Consider the following 15,317-nt stretch of genomic DNA (forward strand, 5'->3'; position numbering starts at 1 on the left):
CGACCATTTTAAGCTCAAATAGCAGGAATAAAATAGCCGCTGTCGAAACGTAGAAAGCCCCATGGAGGAGCAGGAACATGTCGAAGAAATATCGCATCGCAGTCATCCCGGGCGACGGCATCGGTGTCGAAGTGATGCCGGAAGCCATCCGCGTGCTGGACATCGTCGGCAAGCGCTTCGGCATCGAAATGGCGTACCAGCACATCGAATGGGCGAGCTGCGAGTACTACGCGAAGCACGGCCAGATGATGCCGGACGACTGGAAAGCCCAATTGCAATCCGCCGACGCGATTCTGTTCGGCGCGGTCGGCTGGCCCGACACGGTGCCCGACCACGTCTCTCTGTGGGGTTCGCTGCTCAAGTTCCGGCGCGAGTTCGATCAGTACATCAACCTGCGCCCCGCCCGTCTCTTTGCCGGCGTGCCTTCGCCGCTCGCCGGGCGCAAGGCCGGCGACATCGATTTCTGGATCGTGCGCGAGAACACCGAAGGCGAATATTCGTCGGTGGGCGGCGTGATGTTCGAAGGCACGGAGCGCGAGTTCGTGTTGCAGGAATCCGTGTTCACGCGGCACGGCAGCGAGCGCGTGCTGAAATTCGCGTTCGATCTTGCCCAGCGGCGCGAGCGCAAGAAGATCACCGTCGCGACGAAGAGCAACGGCATCGCGATCAGCATGCCGTGGTGGGACAAGTGCGCGGCCGGTATCGCGGCGCAGTACCCGGACGTGACGTGGGACAAGCAGCACATCGACATTCTCTGCGCGCGTTTCGTGCTGAACCCGGATCGCTTCGACGTGGTGGTGGCGACCAACCTGTTCGGCGACATCCTGTCCGATCTCGGTCCGGCCTGCACCGGCACGATCGGCCTCGCGCCCTCGGGCAACCTGAATCCCGATCGCAAGTTTCCTTCGCTGTTCGAACCGGTGCACGGCTCGGCGCCGGATATCGCCGGCAAGAACATCGCCAACCCGATCGCGATGATCTGGTCAGCGGCGATGATGCTCGACTTCCTCGGCCATCACGAGGGCAAGGAACGCGAGGCGCACGACGCGATTCTGGCGGCGATCGAAGCGACGCTCGTCGAAGGTCCGCATACCGGCGACCTCGGCGGCAAGGCGAGCACGACCGAGGTCGGTCAGGCGATCGCGGCGAAGCTGGCTTAAGCAAAACTGCACAAAACTGCGCGACGTCGCGCAGCGTTGAGCAAGGTCGAGCAATTGGGGAATCTTGAGGAACCGTTATGGCACGTACTTTTGAACTGAGCGAACTGATTCGCTCCGACAACTTCATCGACGGGCGCTGGACGCCGGCGCAAGAAGGCGCACGCTTTGCCGTCACCGATCCGGCCACCGGCAAGACGATCGCCCAGGTGGCCGACAGCAGCCCCGCCGACGCGCGGGCCGCCACCGACGCCGCGGCCCGCGCGCTGCCGGCATGGCGCGCGTTGCTGCCGAAAGAACGCGCGGCGGTGCTGCATCGCTGGCATGCGCTGATCGTCGCGCATCAGGAAGCGCTCGGCGCGCTGATCTCGCTCGAACAGGGCAAGCCGCTCGCCGAAGGTAAAGGCGAAGTGGCGTACGGCGCATCGTACGTCGCCTGGTTCGCCGAGGAAGCCACCCGCATCTACGGCGATCTGATTCCACAGCAGCAGCGCGGCAAGCGCATGACGGCCGTGAAGGAGGCGATCGGCATCGTCGCGGCCATCACGCCGTGGAACTTCCCGCTCGCGATGATCGCGCGCAAGATCGCGCCGGCGCTTGCCGCCGGTTGCACGGTGGTGGCCAAACCCGCCGAAGATACGCCGCTGACCGCATCCGCCCTCGTCCTGCTCGCGCACGAAGCCGGCGTGCCGGCGGGCGTGCTGAACCTGATCACCGCATCGCGCGATCACGCGGTCGCGACCGTCGCCGACTGGCTGCACGATGCGCGCGTGCGCAAGATCACCTTCACCGGATCGACGCCGGTCGGCAAATATCTCGCGCGCGAATCGGCGGAAACGCTCAAGAAGCTTTCGCTGGAACTGGGCGGCAACGCGCCCTTCATCGTGTTCGACGACGCGGACCTCGACGCCGCCGTCACCGGACTGCTCGCGGCGAAATTCCGCAATGGCGGTCAGACCTGCGTGTGTCCGAATCGCGTGTACGTGCAAGCGGGTGTGTACGAGCGCTTTGCCGGCATGCTGGCCGAGCGTGTCGGTGCGCTGAAGGTCGCGCCCGCCACCGATCCCGCCGCGCAGATCGGCCCGATGATCAACCCGCGCGCGCTCGACAAGATCGCCCGCCACGTCGACGACGCGGTGTCCCACGGCGCGCGCGTGCTGACCGGCGGCAAGCGCCTGCCCGAGCTGGGCGCGCACTACTACGCGCCCACCGTGCTCGCCGACGCCACCGCGGACATGCAGCTGAACAGCGAAGAGACCTTCGGCCCGATCGTGCCGCTGTTCCGTTTCGAAGACGAGGCGCAAGCCGTTCAGGCCGCCAACGACACGCCGTTCGGCCTCGCCGCGTATTTCTACAGTGAAAGCGTGAAACGCATCGACCGCGTGTCGCGCGCGCTCGAAGCCGGCATCGTCGGCATCAATGAAGGCGCGGTCGCGAGCGAGGCTGCGCCATTCGGCGGCGTCAAGGAATCGGGTTACGGACGCGAGGGCTCGAAATACGGTCTGGACGACTATCTGTCGATCAAATACCTCTGTCAGGGCAATCTCGAATGAGCACGGAAATGAGTACGGAAATGAGCACTGAGGCCTATCCCATCGAGGTCGAATTCCCGGACCTTTCGGTGCATGAACACTCGTCGTCCGGCATAGCCTACGTCCATACGTTCGACTCGGGCGTGCCTGGACCGCATGTGATGATCAACGCGCTGACGCACGGCAACGAGGTATGCGGCGCGATCGTCGTGGACGAATTGCTGCGCCGTGGCCTGAGGCCGCGCCGCGGGCGCCTGACGCTGGCCTTCGCGAACGTCGCCGCGTATCGCAGCTTCGATTCCGCCAGGCCCGACGCGGCCCGCTTCGTCGATCAGGACTTCAATCGCGTGTGGACCGCCGCGGTGCTCGACGATACCTCGCGTACGTCCAGCGAACTGGCCCGCGCGCGGCAAATGAGACCGGTGATCGACAGCGTCGACGCCCTGCTCGATCTTCATTCGATGCATGAGAAAAGCGCGCCGCTGATCGTGTCGGGACCGTTGCAGAAGGGGATCGACCTCGCAGTGCAGCTCGGCACGCCGGCCACGGTGATCTGCGACGAAGGTCATCCGGAAGGCCGCCGGATGCGCGACTACGAAGGCTTCGGTCAACCGGACAGTCCGAAAAACGCGCTGCTGATCGAATGCGGCCAGCACTGGGAGCAGAGCGCGGTTGCGGTCGCGCGCGACACGACCGCGCGCTTTCTGCTGCTGGCAGGCGTGGTCGACGAAACGGATCTGCCGGCCGGCTGGATGGCTCCGCTGCCGGCCAGTCAACACGTCGTGCGCGTCACGCAACCGGTGGTGGCCGAGAGCATGGATTTTCGCTTTGCGGCGCCCTACACCGGGCTGGAAATTTTTCCGCGGGCCGGCGCCGTGATCGGCTGGTCGAACGGAGAACCCGTGCTCACGCCGTACGACAACTGCATGCTCGTGATGCCGTCGCTGCGGCAACTGCGTCCGGGCGTCACCGTCGTGCGGCTGGGCAAGATCGAACAAACCATCGCAAACAGCCGGTGAGCCGGCTCCCGCACATTCAAAGGCAACGTCAGCATGAAGGTTCAACACATCAAACAAAGCGTGAATCTGCCGAACCTCGAGGCTTGGGGCACAGCCGGACTGCCCGGCACGACGCCGATTCAGGTGTCGGGCGTGCAGCGCGTGATCAAGGGCAGCGAATCCATCGACACCGGTATTTTCGAGTGCACGGCGGGCACCTACCGCCGTTCGGTGAAGCAGGCCGAAGTGATGCACTTTCTCGCGGGCCGCGGACGCTTCACGCCGGATAACGAAGAGACCGTGCATTTCGAAAGTGGCGACACGTTGTTCTTCGAAGCCAACACGGAAGGACTTTGGGAAGTCGAAGAGACCATGCGCAAGGTCTATGTGATTTTCTGAAACCGGTGCGGCGCGGCCGTACGCTCTGCTGCACCTCAGTACGACTCCGCCAGGCCCAATACTTTCCCCACGATGAAACACCTGGTCATCTGTGGGCTTACGGGCGCGAACCACGTTGTTGCAGCGCGGTCGATTGACGCAGTTGGCACTTCAAACAGTGAGAATGAGCACAAGCGCGTAATCAGGAAAACTTGATACCCATCAATGCCTTAGCGTCTCACAAATCGGATTCGGCACAAAACAACGCGGTTTTTTGACGCACGTCGCGCCGCAGCAAAACGTTCCGCCATCCCCTACTCTTGCGCCATCTGCCAAGCGCAGTGCGCACCGACAACGGTCGACGCGCGTAGTCCGCCCACGGGCATCACGCAACTTCACGCTCATGAACTCCGCACTCACGGCATTCGACCTCGCCCGCATTCAGTTTGCGTTCACCGTCTCGTTTCACATCGTTTTTCCGGCGCTGAGCATCGGCCTCGCCAGTTTCATCGCCGTGCTCGAATGGCGCTGGCTTAAAACCGGCAAGGCGTACTACAAAGATCTTTGCCTGTTCTGGTCGAAGATCTTCGCAGTCGCCTTCGGCATGGGCGTCGTCTCCGGCGTCGTGATGAGCTATCAGTTCGGCACCAACTGGTCGGGCTTCTCCAGTTTCGCCGGTCCCGTCACCGGACCGCTTCTGATGTACGAGGTGATGACGGCGTTCTTCCTCGAAGCGGGCTTCCTCGGCATCATGCTGTTCGGCTGGCAGCGCGTGAGTCCGCGCGCTCACTTCGGCGCGACGCTGATGGTGGCGATCGGCACGCTTATCTCGACCTTCTGGATCCTCGCGTCGAATAGCTGGATGCAGACGCCGCAAGGCTTCGAAGTCGTGAACGGCCGCGTCGTACCGCTCGACTGGTTCAAGATCGTCTTCAATCCGTCGTTCCCGTACCGGCTCGCGCACATGGCGCTGGCGGCGTTCATCGTCGCGGGGCTGGTGGTGTCGGCGGTGGGCGCGTGGCATCTGTTGCGCGGACGGCGCGATCCGGCTGTCAAGAAGATGTTCTCGATGGCGCTCTGGCTGCTGCTGATCCTCACGCCGATCCAGGCGTTCGTCGGCGATCAGCACGGTTTGAACACGCGCGAATATCAGCCGGCCAAGATCGCCGCGATCGAAGGTCTGTGGGAAACCGAGAAAGGCGGCACCGCGCTGAATCTGTTCGGCATCCCGGACATGCAAGCTGAAACCACACGCTATGCGGTGTCGATTCCGCATCTCGGCAGCCTGATCCTCACGCACAGCTGGGACGGCGAGATTCGCGGCCTGAAGGAATTCCCGCCGCAAGACCGGCCGAACTCGACCGTGGTGTTCTGGAGCTTCCGCATCATGGCCGGGCTCGGCGTGCTGATGATCCTGATGTCGGTGACCGCGTGGGCATTGCGCCGCGGCGACAGGCTGTTCGAAGCGAAGTGGTTCCAGCGGCTCGCGATCGCGATGGGCCCGACCGGCTTCATCACGCTGCTGGCCGGCTGGGTCACCACGGAGGCAGGCCGTCAGCCGTGGGTGGTGTACGGCGTGATGCGCACGTCGCAGGCGGTATCGCCGCTCACCACGCAACAGGTCGGCATCTCGCTGATGGCGTTCGTGATCGTCTACTTCCTGGTGTTCGGCACCGGCATCTACTACATGCTCAAGCTGATGCGCTCGGGCCCGGCGCTGCCGGGACAGACGCCGCACGGCGTGCCGGAGCACTCGCCGGATCAGACCGCGCGCCGCCCGCTGTCCGCCGCCGATCAGCTGATCGATGCCGCCTGACCGTAACGGCGTCCCTTCCCGCTTCACTACCAGCTTCACTACCCGCTGACGAGATAAAAAATGGATGTAACCGTAGTGTGGGCCGCGATCATCGCGCTGGGCCTGTTCATGTATGTGGTGCTCGACGGCTTCGATCTGGGCATCGGCATCGTGTTTCCGTTCTTCCCCGATGAACAGGAACGCGACCTGATGATGAACACGGTCGCGCCCGTGTGGGACGGCAACGAAACCTGGCTGGTGCTCGGCGGCGCGGGTCTGTTCGCGGCGTTCCCGGTGGTGTATTCGACGGTGCTGTCCGCGCTCTATCTGCCGCTGATCTTCATGCTCGCGTGCCTGATCTTTCGCGGTGTGTCGTTCGAGATTCGCGCCAAGGCCAAGCGCACGAAACATATGTGGGATCTGGCGTTCATCGGCGGCTCGGCGGGCGCGACGTTCTTCCAGGGCATCGTGCTGGGCGCCTTCCTGCAAGGCATTCCGGTAGTCGACGGCGCCTATGCCGGCGACGCCTTCGGCTGGCTCACGCCGTTCAGCCTGCTGACCGGTCTCGGCCTCCTCGTCACCTATGCGCTGCTCGGCTGCTGCTGGCTGGTTGCGAAGACCGAGGGCGATCTGCAACGCCGCCTGCATCGCGTGGTGTGGCCGCTGACGATCGTGCTGCTCGGATTCATCGCGATAGTCAGCCTGTGGACGCCGCTGCAAGATCCGAACATCGCGCAACGCTGGTTCGACGACGGCCTGTTCTACCGCCTGCTGCCGGTGCCGTTCCTCGTGGCCGTCTGCGCGTTCTTCATGCATCGCGCGGTGCGTGAACGGCATCACAACACGCCGTTCGTGCTGGCGCTGACGCTGGTGCTGCTGGGCTACGCCGGGCTGCTGGTGAGCCTGTGGCCGTATGCGATTCCGTCGAGCATGACGCTCTGGCAAGCGGCCGCGCCGCGTTCGAGCCAGATGTTCACGCTGGTCGGCGCGGCGGTGATTCTGCCGATCATCATCGGCTATACGACGATGGGTTATTGGGTATTTCGCGGCAAGGTGCGTCATGGCGACCAACATCACTATCACTAGGCAGGCGGGCGGCCATGCCGCTCGCCCGTCCTCGCGCAAACTGCCTGGCTGGCTGTGGTTCATCGCGCTGTGGTGCTTCGGCGTCGCCTCGGCGATGTCGCTCGGTTTCGCGTTCAAGCTGCTGATGAAGGCGACGTTATTCGCCGTCAGGTAGATGCCTGTTTTGTGTGATTTCATCCGACGTGCATAACCTGCGCCATCCTGTGTGGACGGCTTCAAAAAAGGCGCGTGCGGCTCGTCTACCTAGCAAGCCGGAACCTGGCGCGGGAGACCTGCCTTACCCAGGATGCTGGTCCATCGCACCAGCCGGCGATCGTTCAGAGAGTCACTGAGAGCCACTGAGAGTCAATTGCGCGGCAACCCGGAAGGCGCGCCGCGCCACCGATCGGCATATGATCGCGGGGTAGCAGGCAATGACGCGATGCACAGGGAGTGGCCTTCGCCTTCAAGGAGGCTCGCAGCAAAGAAAGCGCCACGCGCCGCGGCATGACGCAAAGCATGACCCAGCGTGCCGCGGACTGACGGCCGGGGGTGCGACGGGGGTCGCGCCATCCGCGCCGGCAGCAGCGCGGACGGCGTCACTGGCGAAGCGGCAAAATAGAAGTGCAACGAGCAGCACGACAGCGGTAGTCCACAACGCGCAGGCCCGACTCGCGGAGACATCATGAAGTTTCTTGTGGCCGACGACCATGAACTGATCCGGCAAGGCGTCAAGGGGCTGCTGCGCGGCCTCGATCCCGGCGCCCAATTCGACGAAGCCGACAGCTGGGAAACGCTCGCCGCCGCAGCACGGCCCGACGCGGATCACGATCTGGCGATCGTCGATCTGCATATGCCGGGCATGAGCGGCGCGTCATCGCTGGAATTGCTGCTGAAGGCGAACCCCGCGTTGCCGGTGGTCGTGCTTTCCGCCGAAGAATCGCCCGACGAGATGCGCGCAGTGCTGGCGGCCGGCGCGCTCGGCTTCGTGCCAAAGCGGCAGCCTGCCAGCGTCATGCTCAAGGCAATCGAACTGGTGTTGTCGGGCGGCGCCTATGTGCCGATGGAAGCGCTCAGCCTGCTAGGTTCGCGCGACGCGCAAGCCGCGCTGGTGCATCCTGTGCATGCTGAAGCGTCTGCCGACGCGTCGGCTCAAGCGTCCTGCCATGCCGGCGCCGCGCTGACGGAACCCATCGCGCAGATCCAGGCGTTGCAGCCGCACCAGCAGCATCTGCTGGAGAATTTGTCGCCACGGCAGCAGGACATCATGCGGCTCGTCCATCGCGGCTGGACCAACAAGATGATCGCGCGTGAGCTGGGTGTCGCCGAAGGTACGGTCAAAGTGCATCTGTCAGTGATTTTCCGGGCGCTCGGCGTGCACAACCGCTCAACGGCGATCGCCGTGATCAACGGCTGGCTGGAAGCCGGGAAAACCCTGTAGCGTTCGTTCAGAAGCAGGCGGCGCGCGCCGCCTACTGTTGCGACTCGCTTTGGGATTGGCTCTGTGTCTGGCTGCGTAGCGGGTTCCACGGTGGATTCTGCGGCGGGCTCTCCGGCTCGCTCCCCACTTCGTTGCGTTCGTTCCCTTCGTTCCCTTCGTTGCTTTCGTTCAGCTCGCTCTGCGCTCGCCGCGGTTCGCCCGCGCACCGCTCGACGGCGGCCGCCGCCCGCCCCTTGTCCAGCTCCGCCTGCCGCCACAGCATTTCCAGCGTGCGCCGCAAACGCGCCGGCGTAACCGGCTTATGCAGCACCGGAATCCCCTGCAAAGCCAGCGCCGCCAGTTCCGCCGACGCCATATCGCCGGTGATCAGCAGCGTCACCACGCCTTCATGGCCGGCTTGCGCGAGGACATTGCGCACGGCCGTCAGCGCCTGCGCGCCGGTCCGATGGTTCGCCAACTGGTAGTCGCATAACACGGCATCCGGCACGAAGCCGTCGTCGAGCGCCTTGAGCGCGTGGATTTCGTCGTGTGCGCCGCGCACGCTGCAGCCCCAGCGCGCCAACAGGCTGGCGAGGCCTTCGAGAATCGACGGGTCGTCGTCGATGCACAGCACGCGCCGCCCTTGCGCCGACGGGCCGCCCGCCACCGCTTCGTTCAGGCTCGCGACAATCCCGCCGGCATCGCCCGCCTGCACCGGAAAGCGGAACACCGAGCCACGGCCCGGCGCCGAGCGCACCTGCAATTCGCCGCCGAGCAAACCGACCAGCCGCTTCACGGTCGGCAAGCCGAGGCCATGCCCCTGGCGCGCGTCGCGCTGCGGATTGGCGACCTGATAGAACTCCTCGAAAATGTGCTCATGCTCTTCGGCCGGGATGCCGATGCCCGAATCGCGCACTTCGATATAGCCTCCCGAACGCTGCCCCGCGCGGCGCAAGCCCATCCAGATCGCGCCTTCCTCGGTATAGCGCACCGCGTTCGAGAGCAGGTTGCTCAGCACCCGTTCGAGCAGCACCGGATCGTCGTGAACCACCATCGTGGTCGGCGCGATCCGCAGCGCCAGCCCCTTGGCCGCGGCCTGCGGCCGGTATTGGCTGCCGACCCGCTCGAATAGTTCGGAGAGCCGGAAATGCAGGCGGATCACCTGGGTCACGCCGCTTTCGAGCCGCGCCAGATCGAGCACCTGATTGAACAACTGGTTCAGCGCCTCGACGTTATAGACGATGTGCTCGGCGGTCTTCGCATGCTGTACGGGCGTCGCCGCCGCATCGTTGAGCGAGGCCGCCAGCAGGCCGATCGCATGCAGCGGCTGGCGCAGATCGTGGCTCGCGGCGGCAAAAAAGCGCGTTTTGGCAAGACTGGCTTCTTCGGCGACACGCTTTTGCGCGGCTAGCGACTCCGCCAGATATTGCTGATCCACCCGCGCCTGCACGACGCGCCGGAACAGCTTGCGGTAACTCAGCGCATAGACGTTGATCGCGCAGAAGAAAAACGCGAGGACAATCGCCAGAATCGTGCGGTCGAACGTATGCGAGCCGAAATGCAACACGATCGACGGCAATAGCAGGAACGGAATCGAGGTCGAAAAATTCAGCAGATCGAAGCCGTTCGACATGAACACGCCCGCCGCCAGGGTGACCAGCATCACGGTATGCAGCAGCGGCAGATCGGTTTGCGGACTCTGGAACGCGAACCAGATCGCGACGCCCGGCGCGCTATACAACAGCACGCCGCGCAATGCGTGCAGGTAGATCCATGCGCGCGGCGTGACGAGGTTCGGGTAGCGGCGATTGCAGATCCACAGCCCGAGGCAGCCGCAATTGGCTGCGGCGTAGAACCCGAAGCACGCGATGAACAGCCGCGGCGACGGGATATTCGGCCAGTAGATCGCTACCAGTACGGCAATCGAAAACCAGTGCGAAAAGAATGCGATCGGGTCCTGGGCGTACAGCACGCGCACCAGGTCTTCGTCGATCGCACGCTGCATAGGGTCGGCCCGCATCCTGCGGTCTCCTTGTCGTGCACGGCAAATTCGATGGCGTAGCGCGGGGGGCGGCGAAGCAGAGGTCGCGGGCCGGGCGTGCTGCGCAAAAGGTGCTGCATTGTTCTGCTGCGCCGCCGCAGCATTCTGGTGCGGCGCCGGTTTTTTTTGACAGTGAAGCGAACGATGAAACGCGCGGCGAGCCGGATGGCGGGTCAAATGGCGAACCGGACGACGAACCGGACGACGAACCGGACGGCGAACCGGACGGCGAACCGGATGGCGAGTCGGATGGTTTACCCGGCAGTTTACCCATCAGCTACCACTTAATCCATATAGGCGAAGCCGTCGCCGGAAACCATACTGCCTTCACATTCCAGCGCGGCTTCAAATCTTCGAACACCCTTCCCCGCCCGCAGTTCAGGCTCACCGCGCTCCTTGCCTTACCCCTTATGGAGGCTTTCATGGGCGCCGTTCCGAGCCACGAGTTCGTCCGCAATCTCGACGACGCGATCCTGCCCAACCTGTGGCGCCGGCGAACCCAGCTGTCCGCCGACGAAATGGTGTCGATGGTCGAGCTGGTCAGGCGGGCGCTGCAGACCTATCACCCGTCCGAATTGCAGGCGCTCGGCGAAGACAAGGAAGAACTGGTCGCGCAGTTCATCTACGCGAAGGTGCTGCGTCTCGCGCCCGGCCACACGGAAACCAACGCCTGCGCCGACAGCGCGCCGTCCAACGGCTACGCACTGTGCGCGTACTTTCGCCGCTATCTGATCGACTGCCTGCGCAGCGCCGGCCATCAGCGCAACGTGTCGATGGAAAACGAAGGCATGGCGCAGGAAATCGATCTGCACGCGCAAGCGCTGGAAGATCCGGTCGAAAGCGTGTTGTTGCAGTACGGCCTCGACGAACAGCGCGTGCGGCTCGCGGCGCGCGCATTTATCGAAAGCCTCGACGAACCGGAGCGCATCGTGCTGGCCGGCAGCCTCGGCTGGTGCTCGGAAGGCAAAGGCGGCCTGTCGGCAGTCGCAGCTCAGCATCGGGTGCCCTCCTATCACTATCGCGCCGTCAAGCTCGGCGTCACCATGAAAAAGACGGCCAACGCCGGCGATTTTTCCAACACCAAGATCGGCCGCTGGCTCACCGACGTGCTCGGCATCGAGATCGACCTCGACAATCGCGCGGCGATTCTGCTCGTCCTGAACCTGCTCGCCGCCGAATCGAGCGACAGCGAGATGAATGAAGTGGCCGCGTAATTGCGCCTGAACCACCGGATCGCCGGCCGCCGGATATGACCGGCCGCCGTCCGTCCTGAGCGAGACACAAGCCGCGGAAGCGGCGGAAGCGACGCAAACGACGCCAATCGCGCCAATGACTCCAATAACGCAAGCGCGGCGCATACGGCCCGCGCGCCACGTACGATGCGCCTTTTTTTGTCGTTGCGCACCGCCTACGATAAAAAACCGGCGGCCGCGCACCGTCTTTCTTCCGAACTCCGGGCTCCCCCGCCCGGCATCCAACTCCTGACGAGGTGGTCGTGATGAACCGCTTATCGAGCGCCATGACGGCGCTGAAGTCGCATTACGAGGTCGTAGTCGTGGGTTCGGGTTACGGCGGCGCGATTGCCGCCAGCCGCATGGCGCGCGCCGGCCGCGAGGTGTGCGTGCTGGAACGCGGGCGGGAGTTCATGGCCGGCGAATTTCCGCGCACGCCGCTCGAAGGCGCCGCTCAGGTGCAATACAACACCAGCCTCGCGCAAATCGGCTCACCGCTCGCGCTGCTCGAAGTGCACGTGAATTCGGAGGTGAACGCGGTCGTCGGCTGCGGGCTGGGCGGCACCTCGCTGATCAACGCGAACGTCGCGCTCGAAGCCGATCCGCGGCTGTGGGACGATCCGCGCTGGCCAGCCGCGTTGCGTGCCGACAAGGCGGGCCGCGACACCGGCTACAAGCTTGCCCGCGCGATGCTGCAACCGTCGCCGGTGCCCGACGATTTTCCGCCGCTGCCGAAACTGCAGGCGCTCGAACAATCGGCGCGAGCGCTCGGTATGCAGGACCGCTTCTACCGGCCGCCGATCACCGTCACTTTCACGACCGGCAAGAACGCGGCGGGCGTCGACCAGAACCGCTGCGTCGGCTGCGGCGATTGCAATTCCGGCTGCAACTACGACGCGAAGAATTCGACCCACATGAACTATCTGCCGGATGCCGTCGCGCACGGCGCGCAGATTTTCACGGGCGCCGCGGTGCATTCGGTGGTGCGCGACGAGGACACGCAGAAATGGATCGTGCGCTACCAGCTGGTGAGTCTCGGCCGCGAGAGCTACGGCGCGCCCGATCTGTTCGTGAGCGCCGATATCGTGATCGCGGCGGCCGGCACGATCGGTTCCACCGCGCTCCTGTTGCGCTCGAACAAGGCCGGGTTGCCGGTGTCGAAACAACTCGGCGAACACTTCACCGGCAACGGCGACGTGCTCGCCTTCGCGTACAACACCGACGAGACGATCAACGGCGTCGGCTGGGGTGCGCACGAGCCGGGCGAGATTGCGCCGGTCGGGCCGACCATCACCGGCATCATCGACCACCGCAACACGGAACACGTGAAAGACGGCTTCGTGATCGAAGAAGGCTCGCTCGCCGGGCCGATCGGCGTGGCGATGATCGGCCTGCTCGGCGGCGCCGCGCCGCTCGAAGGCGTGGACATTCCCGAGCCGCGGCCGGCGGGCGAACCGCTCGGCGCGTCCGCGCGCGTGATCGAGAGTATCCTGCGCGGGCCTTATCATGGCGCGCTCAACCACACGCAGACCTACCTCGTGATGGCGCATGACGACGAAAGCGGCCAGATCCGCGTGGATGAAAAAGGCAGTCCGCGCATCCATTGGCCGAACGCCGGCAAGCAGCCGGTCTTCGAAACGGTCGAGCGGACCCTGATCGACGCGACAGCGCCGCTCGGCGGCGAATTCCTGCGCAATCCGATTTCCGCCGATATGATCGGCAACCGCGTCGTCACCGTGCATCCGCTCGGCGGCTGCGGAATGGGCGAAGACGCGGAGCACGGCGTGGTCGATCACGCGGGCCGTGTGTTCAGCGGCGACGCGGGCAAGGCGGTGCACGAAGGCCTGTATGTGATGGACGGCGCGGTGATGCCGATGTCGCTCGGCGTCAATCCGCTGCTGACGATCTCCGCGCTTGCGGAACGCAATTGCGCGCTGCTCGCGGCGGCGCACGACTGGCACATCGACTACGAGTCCAGGGGCGATGCCGACACGCCGCCGCCCAGGAAAATCGGCTTGCGTTTCACCGAGACGATGGTCGGCACCTATACGCCGGCGGTCGCGGGCGGCGCAGTCGCGACAAGTCCGATCCAGTTCACGCTGACGGTCGAATCGGACGATCTGGCCGACATGCTGGACAATCCGCGACACGAGGCGCGCACGGCCGGCACGCTGACCTGCCCAGCGCTCTCCGCGCAACCGATGACGATCAGCGACGGCACCTTCAACCTTTTTGTCGTCGATCGAGCGGACGTGGATCAGCGTGACATGAACTATCGCATGACGCTCGATTCCACCGAAGGCAAGACGTACTACCTGAGCGGGCGAAAGATCATCACGCGCACCTCGCCAATCAATCTGTGGGAACAGACCAACACGCTCTACGCCGAGCTTCGCGAGTCGTCGCAAGCCGACGCGCCGGTGCTCGGCAAAGCGACGCTGATCATCACGCCGGAAAATTTCCTCAAGCAGCAACGCACGCTGGAAGTCACCAACGCGCCTGACCTGAAGACCCGCCTCGAATGGACCTTGAAGTTCGGCAAGTTTTTTGCGGGCGTGCTGTTCGCCGAATATGGCGGCGTGGCCGCGCCGCTGCAGTTCTTTGACCCGAAGATGTCACCGCGCCTGAGACGGGCACTGCGTGCGCCGGCGCCGCAAGTCTTCTTTTTCGAAACGCCCGACAAGACGCAACTGAGGCTCACCCGCTACGTCGACAGTGCCAACAAAGCGGCGCGTCCGGTGCTGCTGATCCACGGCTCGGGGGTGTCGAGCCGAATCTATTCCACCGATCTGATCGCGACCAACCTGGTCGAATATCTCTGCGCGGCCGGCTACGACGTGTGGCTCGTCGATCTGCGCGTCAGCATCGAAATGCCGAGCGTGCTGGTGCCGACCAACGTGGACAAGGTCGCTCGCGAGGACATTCCGGCCGCGGTCGCGAAAGTGCGGGAACTGACCGGCGCGCCAAAAATCCAGGCGCTCGGTCACTGCATGGGCGGGCTGGCATTGAGCATGTCGTTGCTGTACGGCCTCGAGGGCGTGCGCTCGGCGGTCATATCGCAAGTCTCGGCGCATCCGGTGCCGGGCACGCTGGAACGCATCAAGGCCGGCCTGCATATACCGGACATCATGGAGCATCTCGGCGTGCTCGACCTGAGCGCGTACACGCAGCACGAGAAGTGGCCCCACAACCTGCTCGATGAAGCGTTGCGGCTCTACCCGCTCAACCACAAACAGGGCTGCGGCAACCCCATCTGTCATCGCGCGACATTCCTCTACGGCCTGCTCTACGAACACGAACAATTGAACGAGAAGCTTCATTCGAATTTGCAGGAACTGCTCGGTGTGCATGACGTCGAGGTGTTCAAGCATCTGGCCACCATGGTGCGGGCGGGCAAGGTTGTCGATGCCGCCGGGAAAGACGTCTACCTGGGGGGGATGAACGGCATGAAGGGTCTCGAGGGCATGCGCCTGCCGATCGGTTTCATCCACGGCGACAAAAACGAAACCTATTTGCCGAAAAGCACCCAGCTCACCTACGACATGCTGGTCGAGCGTTTCCCCGAGCAGCCTTATGAACGGCACGTAATTCCCGGCTATGGGCACATCGACTGCATCTTCGGCAAGAACGCGGCTGTGGATGTCTACCCGGTGATCGCGAGGTATCTCGATGCGCACTGACGGGTGAGTGTTGCCCCCC

General features: G+C 64.2%; 11 protein-coding genes. 10 read left to right on the forward strand and 1 reads right to left on the reverse strand.

Annotated elements, in window-relative coordinates:
• The first annotated feature begins 77 nt into the window (after positions 1–77).
• The 8 genes from AC3WLT_RS14130 to AC3WLT_RS14165 all read left to right on the forward strand — a co-directional run bounded on the left by AC3WLT_RS14130 (position 78) and on the right by AC3WLT_RS14165 (position 8,366).
• Positions 78–1,160 carry a tartrate dehydrogenase gene (locus AC3WLT_RS14130; RefSeq protein ID WP_492592333.1) on the forward strand — a complete coding sequence of 361 codons (1,083 nt, stop codon included), beginning with the start codon at positions 78–80 and terminating at the stop codon, positions 1,158–1,160.
• A gap of 77 nt (positions 1,161–1,237) precedes the next feature.
• On the forward strand, positions 1,238–2,710 hold the full coding sequence (locus AC3WLT_RS14135; RefSeq protein WP_492592334.1) for an NAD-dependent succinate-semialdehyde dehydrogenase: 1,473 nt from the start codon (positions 1,238–1,240) through the stop codon (positions 2,708–2,710).
• Positions 2,711–2,730: 20 nt separating this feature from the next.
• A complete protein-coding gene (locus AC3WLT_RS14140; protein ID WP_492592335.1) occupies positions 2,731–3,708 on the forward strand; it encodes a M14 family metallopeptidase in 978 nt (325 codons plus the stop codon).
• Positions 3,709–3,741: 33 nt separating this feature from the next.
• The gene (locus AC3WLT_RS14145; RefSeq protein WP_492592336.1) at positions 3,742–4,086 is read left to right on the forward strand and encodes a cupin domain-containing protein; all 345 of its coding nucleotides are present in this window, start codon (positions 3,742–3,744) and stop codon (positions 4,084–4,086) included.
• A 382-nt stretch (positions 4,087–4,468) separates the two neighbouring features.
• On the forward strand, positions 4,469–5,881 hold the full coding sequence (locus AC3WLT_RS14150; RefSeq protein WP_492592337.1) for a cytochrome ubiquinol oxidase subunit I: 1,413 nt from the start codon (positions 4,469–4,471) through the stop codon (positions 5,879–5,881).
• Between the two features lie 60 nt (positions 5,882–5,941).
• Positions 5,942–6,946: a cytochrome d ubiquinol oxidase subunit II gene (cydB, locus tag AC3WLT_RS14155; RefSeq protein ID WP_492592338.1), complete on the forward strand. Its 1,005-nt coding sequence runs from the start codon at positions 5,942–5,944 to the stop codon at positions 6,944–6,946.
• Positions 6,921–7,100, forward strand: a complete 180-nt coding sequence (locus AC3WLT_RS14160) for a hypothetical protein (protein WP_492592339.1) — start codon at positions 6,921–6,923, stop codon at positions 7,098–7,100. Before cydB ends, AC3WLT_RS14160 begins: the two co-directional genes overlap by 26 nt.
• A gap of 510 nt (positions 7,101–7,610) precedes the next feature.
• Positions 7,611–8,366, forward strand: coding sequence for a response regulator transcription factor (locus AC3WLT_RS14165; RefSeq protein WP_492592340.1), 756 nt, complete (start codon positions 7,611–7,613; stop codon positions 8,364–8,366).
• Between the two features lie 31 nt (positions 8,367–8,397).
• Here the strand turns inward: AC3WLT_RS14165 and AC3WLT_RS14170 are convergent, their stop codons facing one another.
• The gene (locus tag AC3WLT_RS14170) at positions 8,398–10,365 is read right to left on the reverse strand and encodes an ATP-binding response regulator (protein WP_492592341.1); all 1,968 of its coding nucleotides are present in this window, start codon (positions 10,363–10,365) and stop codon (positions 8,398–8,400) included.
• A 443-nt stretch (positions 10,366–10,808) separates the two neighbouring features.
• Here AC3WLT_RS14170 and AC3WLT_RS14175 point away from each other — a divergent pair, with 443 nt between their 5' ends.
• Complete coding sequence (locus tag AC3WLT_RS14175) at positions 10,809–11,600, forward strand: hypothetical protein (RefSeq protein ID WP_492592342.1); 792 nt, start codon at positions 10,809–10,811, stop codon at positions 11,598–11,600.
• Positions 11,601–11,884: 284 nt separating this feature from the next.
• Complete coding sequence (locus tag AC3WLT_RS14180; RefSeq protein WP_492592343.1) at positions 11,885–15,298, forward strand: alpha/beta fold hydrolase; 3,414 nt, start codon at positions 11,885–11,887, stop codon at positions 15,296–15,298.
• The last annotated feature ends 19 nt before the right edge of the window (positions 15,299–15,317 follow it).

It is taken from the genome of Paraburkholderia sp. FW306-2-2C-D06C, from assembly GCF_058781505.1.

Excerpts from the sequence above, each read along its gene's own strand:
- cydB (WP_492592338.1), top strand. The coding sequence starts at position 5,942 with ATGGATGTAACCGTAGTGTGGGCCGCGATCATCGCGCTGGGCCTGTTC.
- AC3WLT_RS14145 (WP_492592336.1), top strand. The coding sequence starts at position 3,742 with ATGAAGGTTCAACACATCAAACAAAGCGTGAATCTGCCGAACCTCGAG.
- AC3WLT_RS14175 (WP_492592342.1), top strand. The coding sequence starts at position 10,809 with ATGGGCGCCGTTCCGAGCCACGAGTTCGTCCGCAATCTCGACGACGCG.
- AC3WLT_RS14140 (WP_492592335.1), top strand. The coding sequence starts at position 2,731 with ATGAGCACTGAGGCCTATCCCATCGAGGTCGAATTCCCGGACCTTTCG.
- AC3WLT_RS14160 (WP_492592339.1), top strand. The coding sequence starts at position 6,921 with ATGGCGACCAACATCACTATCACTAGGCAGGCGGGCGGCCATGCCGCT.
- AC3WLT_RS14150 (WP_492592337.1), top strand. The coding sequence starts at position 4,469 with ATGAACTCCGCACTCACGGCATTCGACCTCGCCCGCATTCAGTTTGCG.
- AC3WLT_RS14135 (WP_492592334.1), top strand. The coding sequence starts at position 1,238 with ATGGCACGTACTTTTGAACTGAGCGAACTGATTCGCTCCGACAACTTC.
- AC3WLT_RS14165 (WP_492592340.1), top strand. The coding sequence starts at position 7,611 with ATGAAGTTTCTTGTGGCCGACGACCATGAACTGATCCGGCAAGGCGTC.
- AC3WLT_RS14170 (WP_492592341.1), bottom strand. The coding sequence starts at position 10,365 with ATGCGGGCCGACCCTATGCAGCGTGCGATCGACGAAGACCTGGTGCGC.
- AC3WLT_RS14180 (WP_492592343.1), top strand. The coding sequence starts at position 11,885 with ATGAACCGCTTATCGAGCGCCATGACGGCGCTGAAGTCGCATTACGAG.
- AC3WLT_RS14130 (WP_492592333.1), top strand. The coding sequence starts at position 78 with ATGTCGAAGAAATATCGCATCGCAGTCATCCCGGGCGACGGCATCGGT.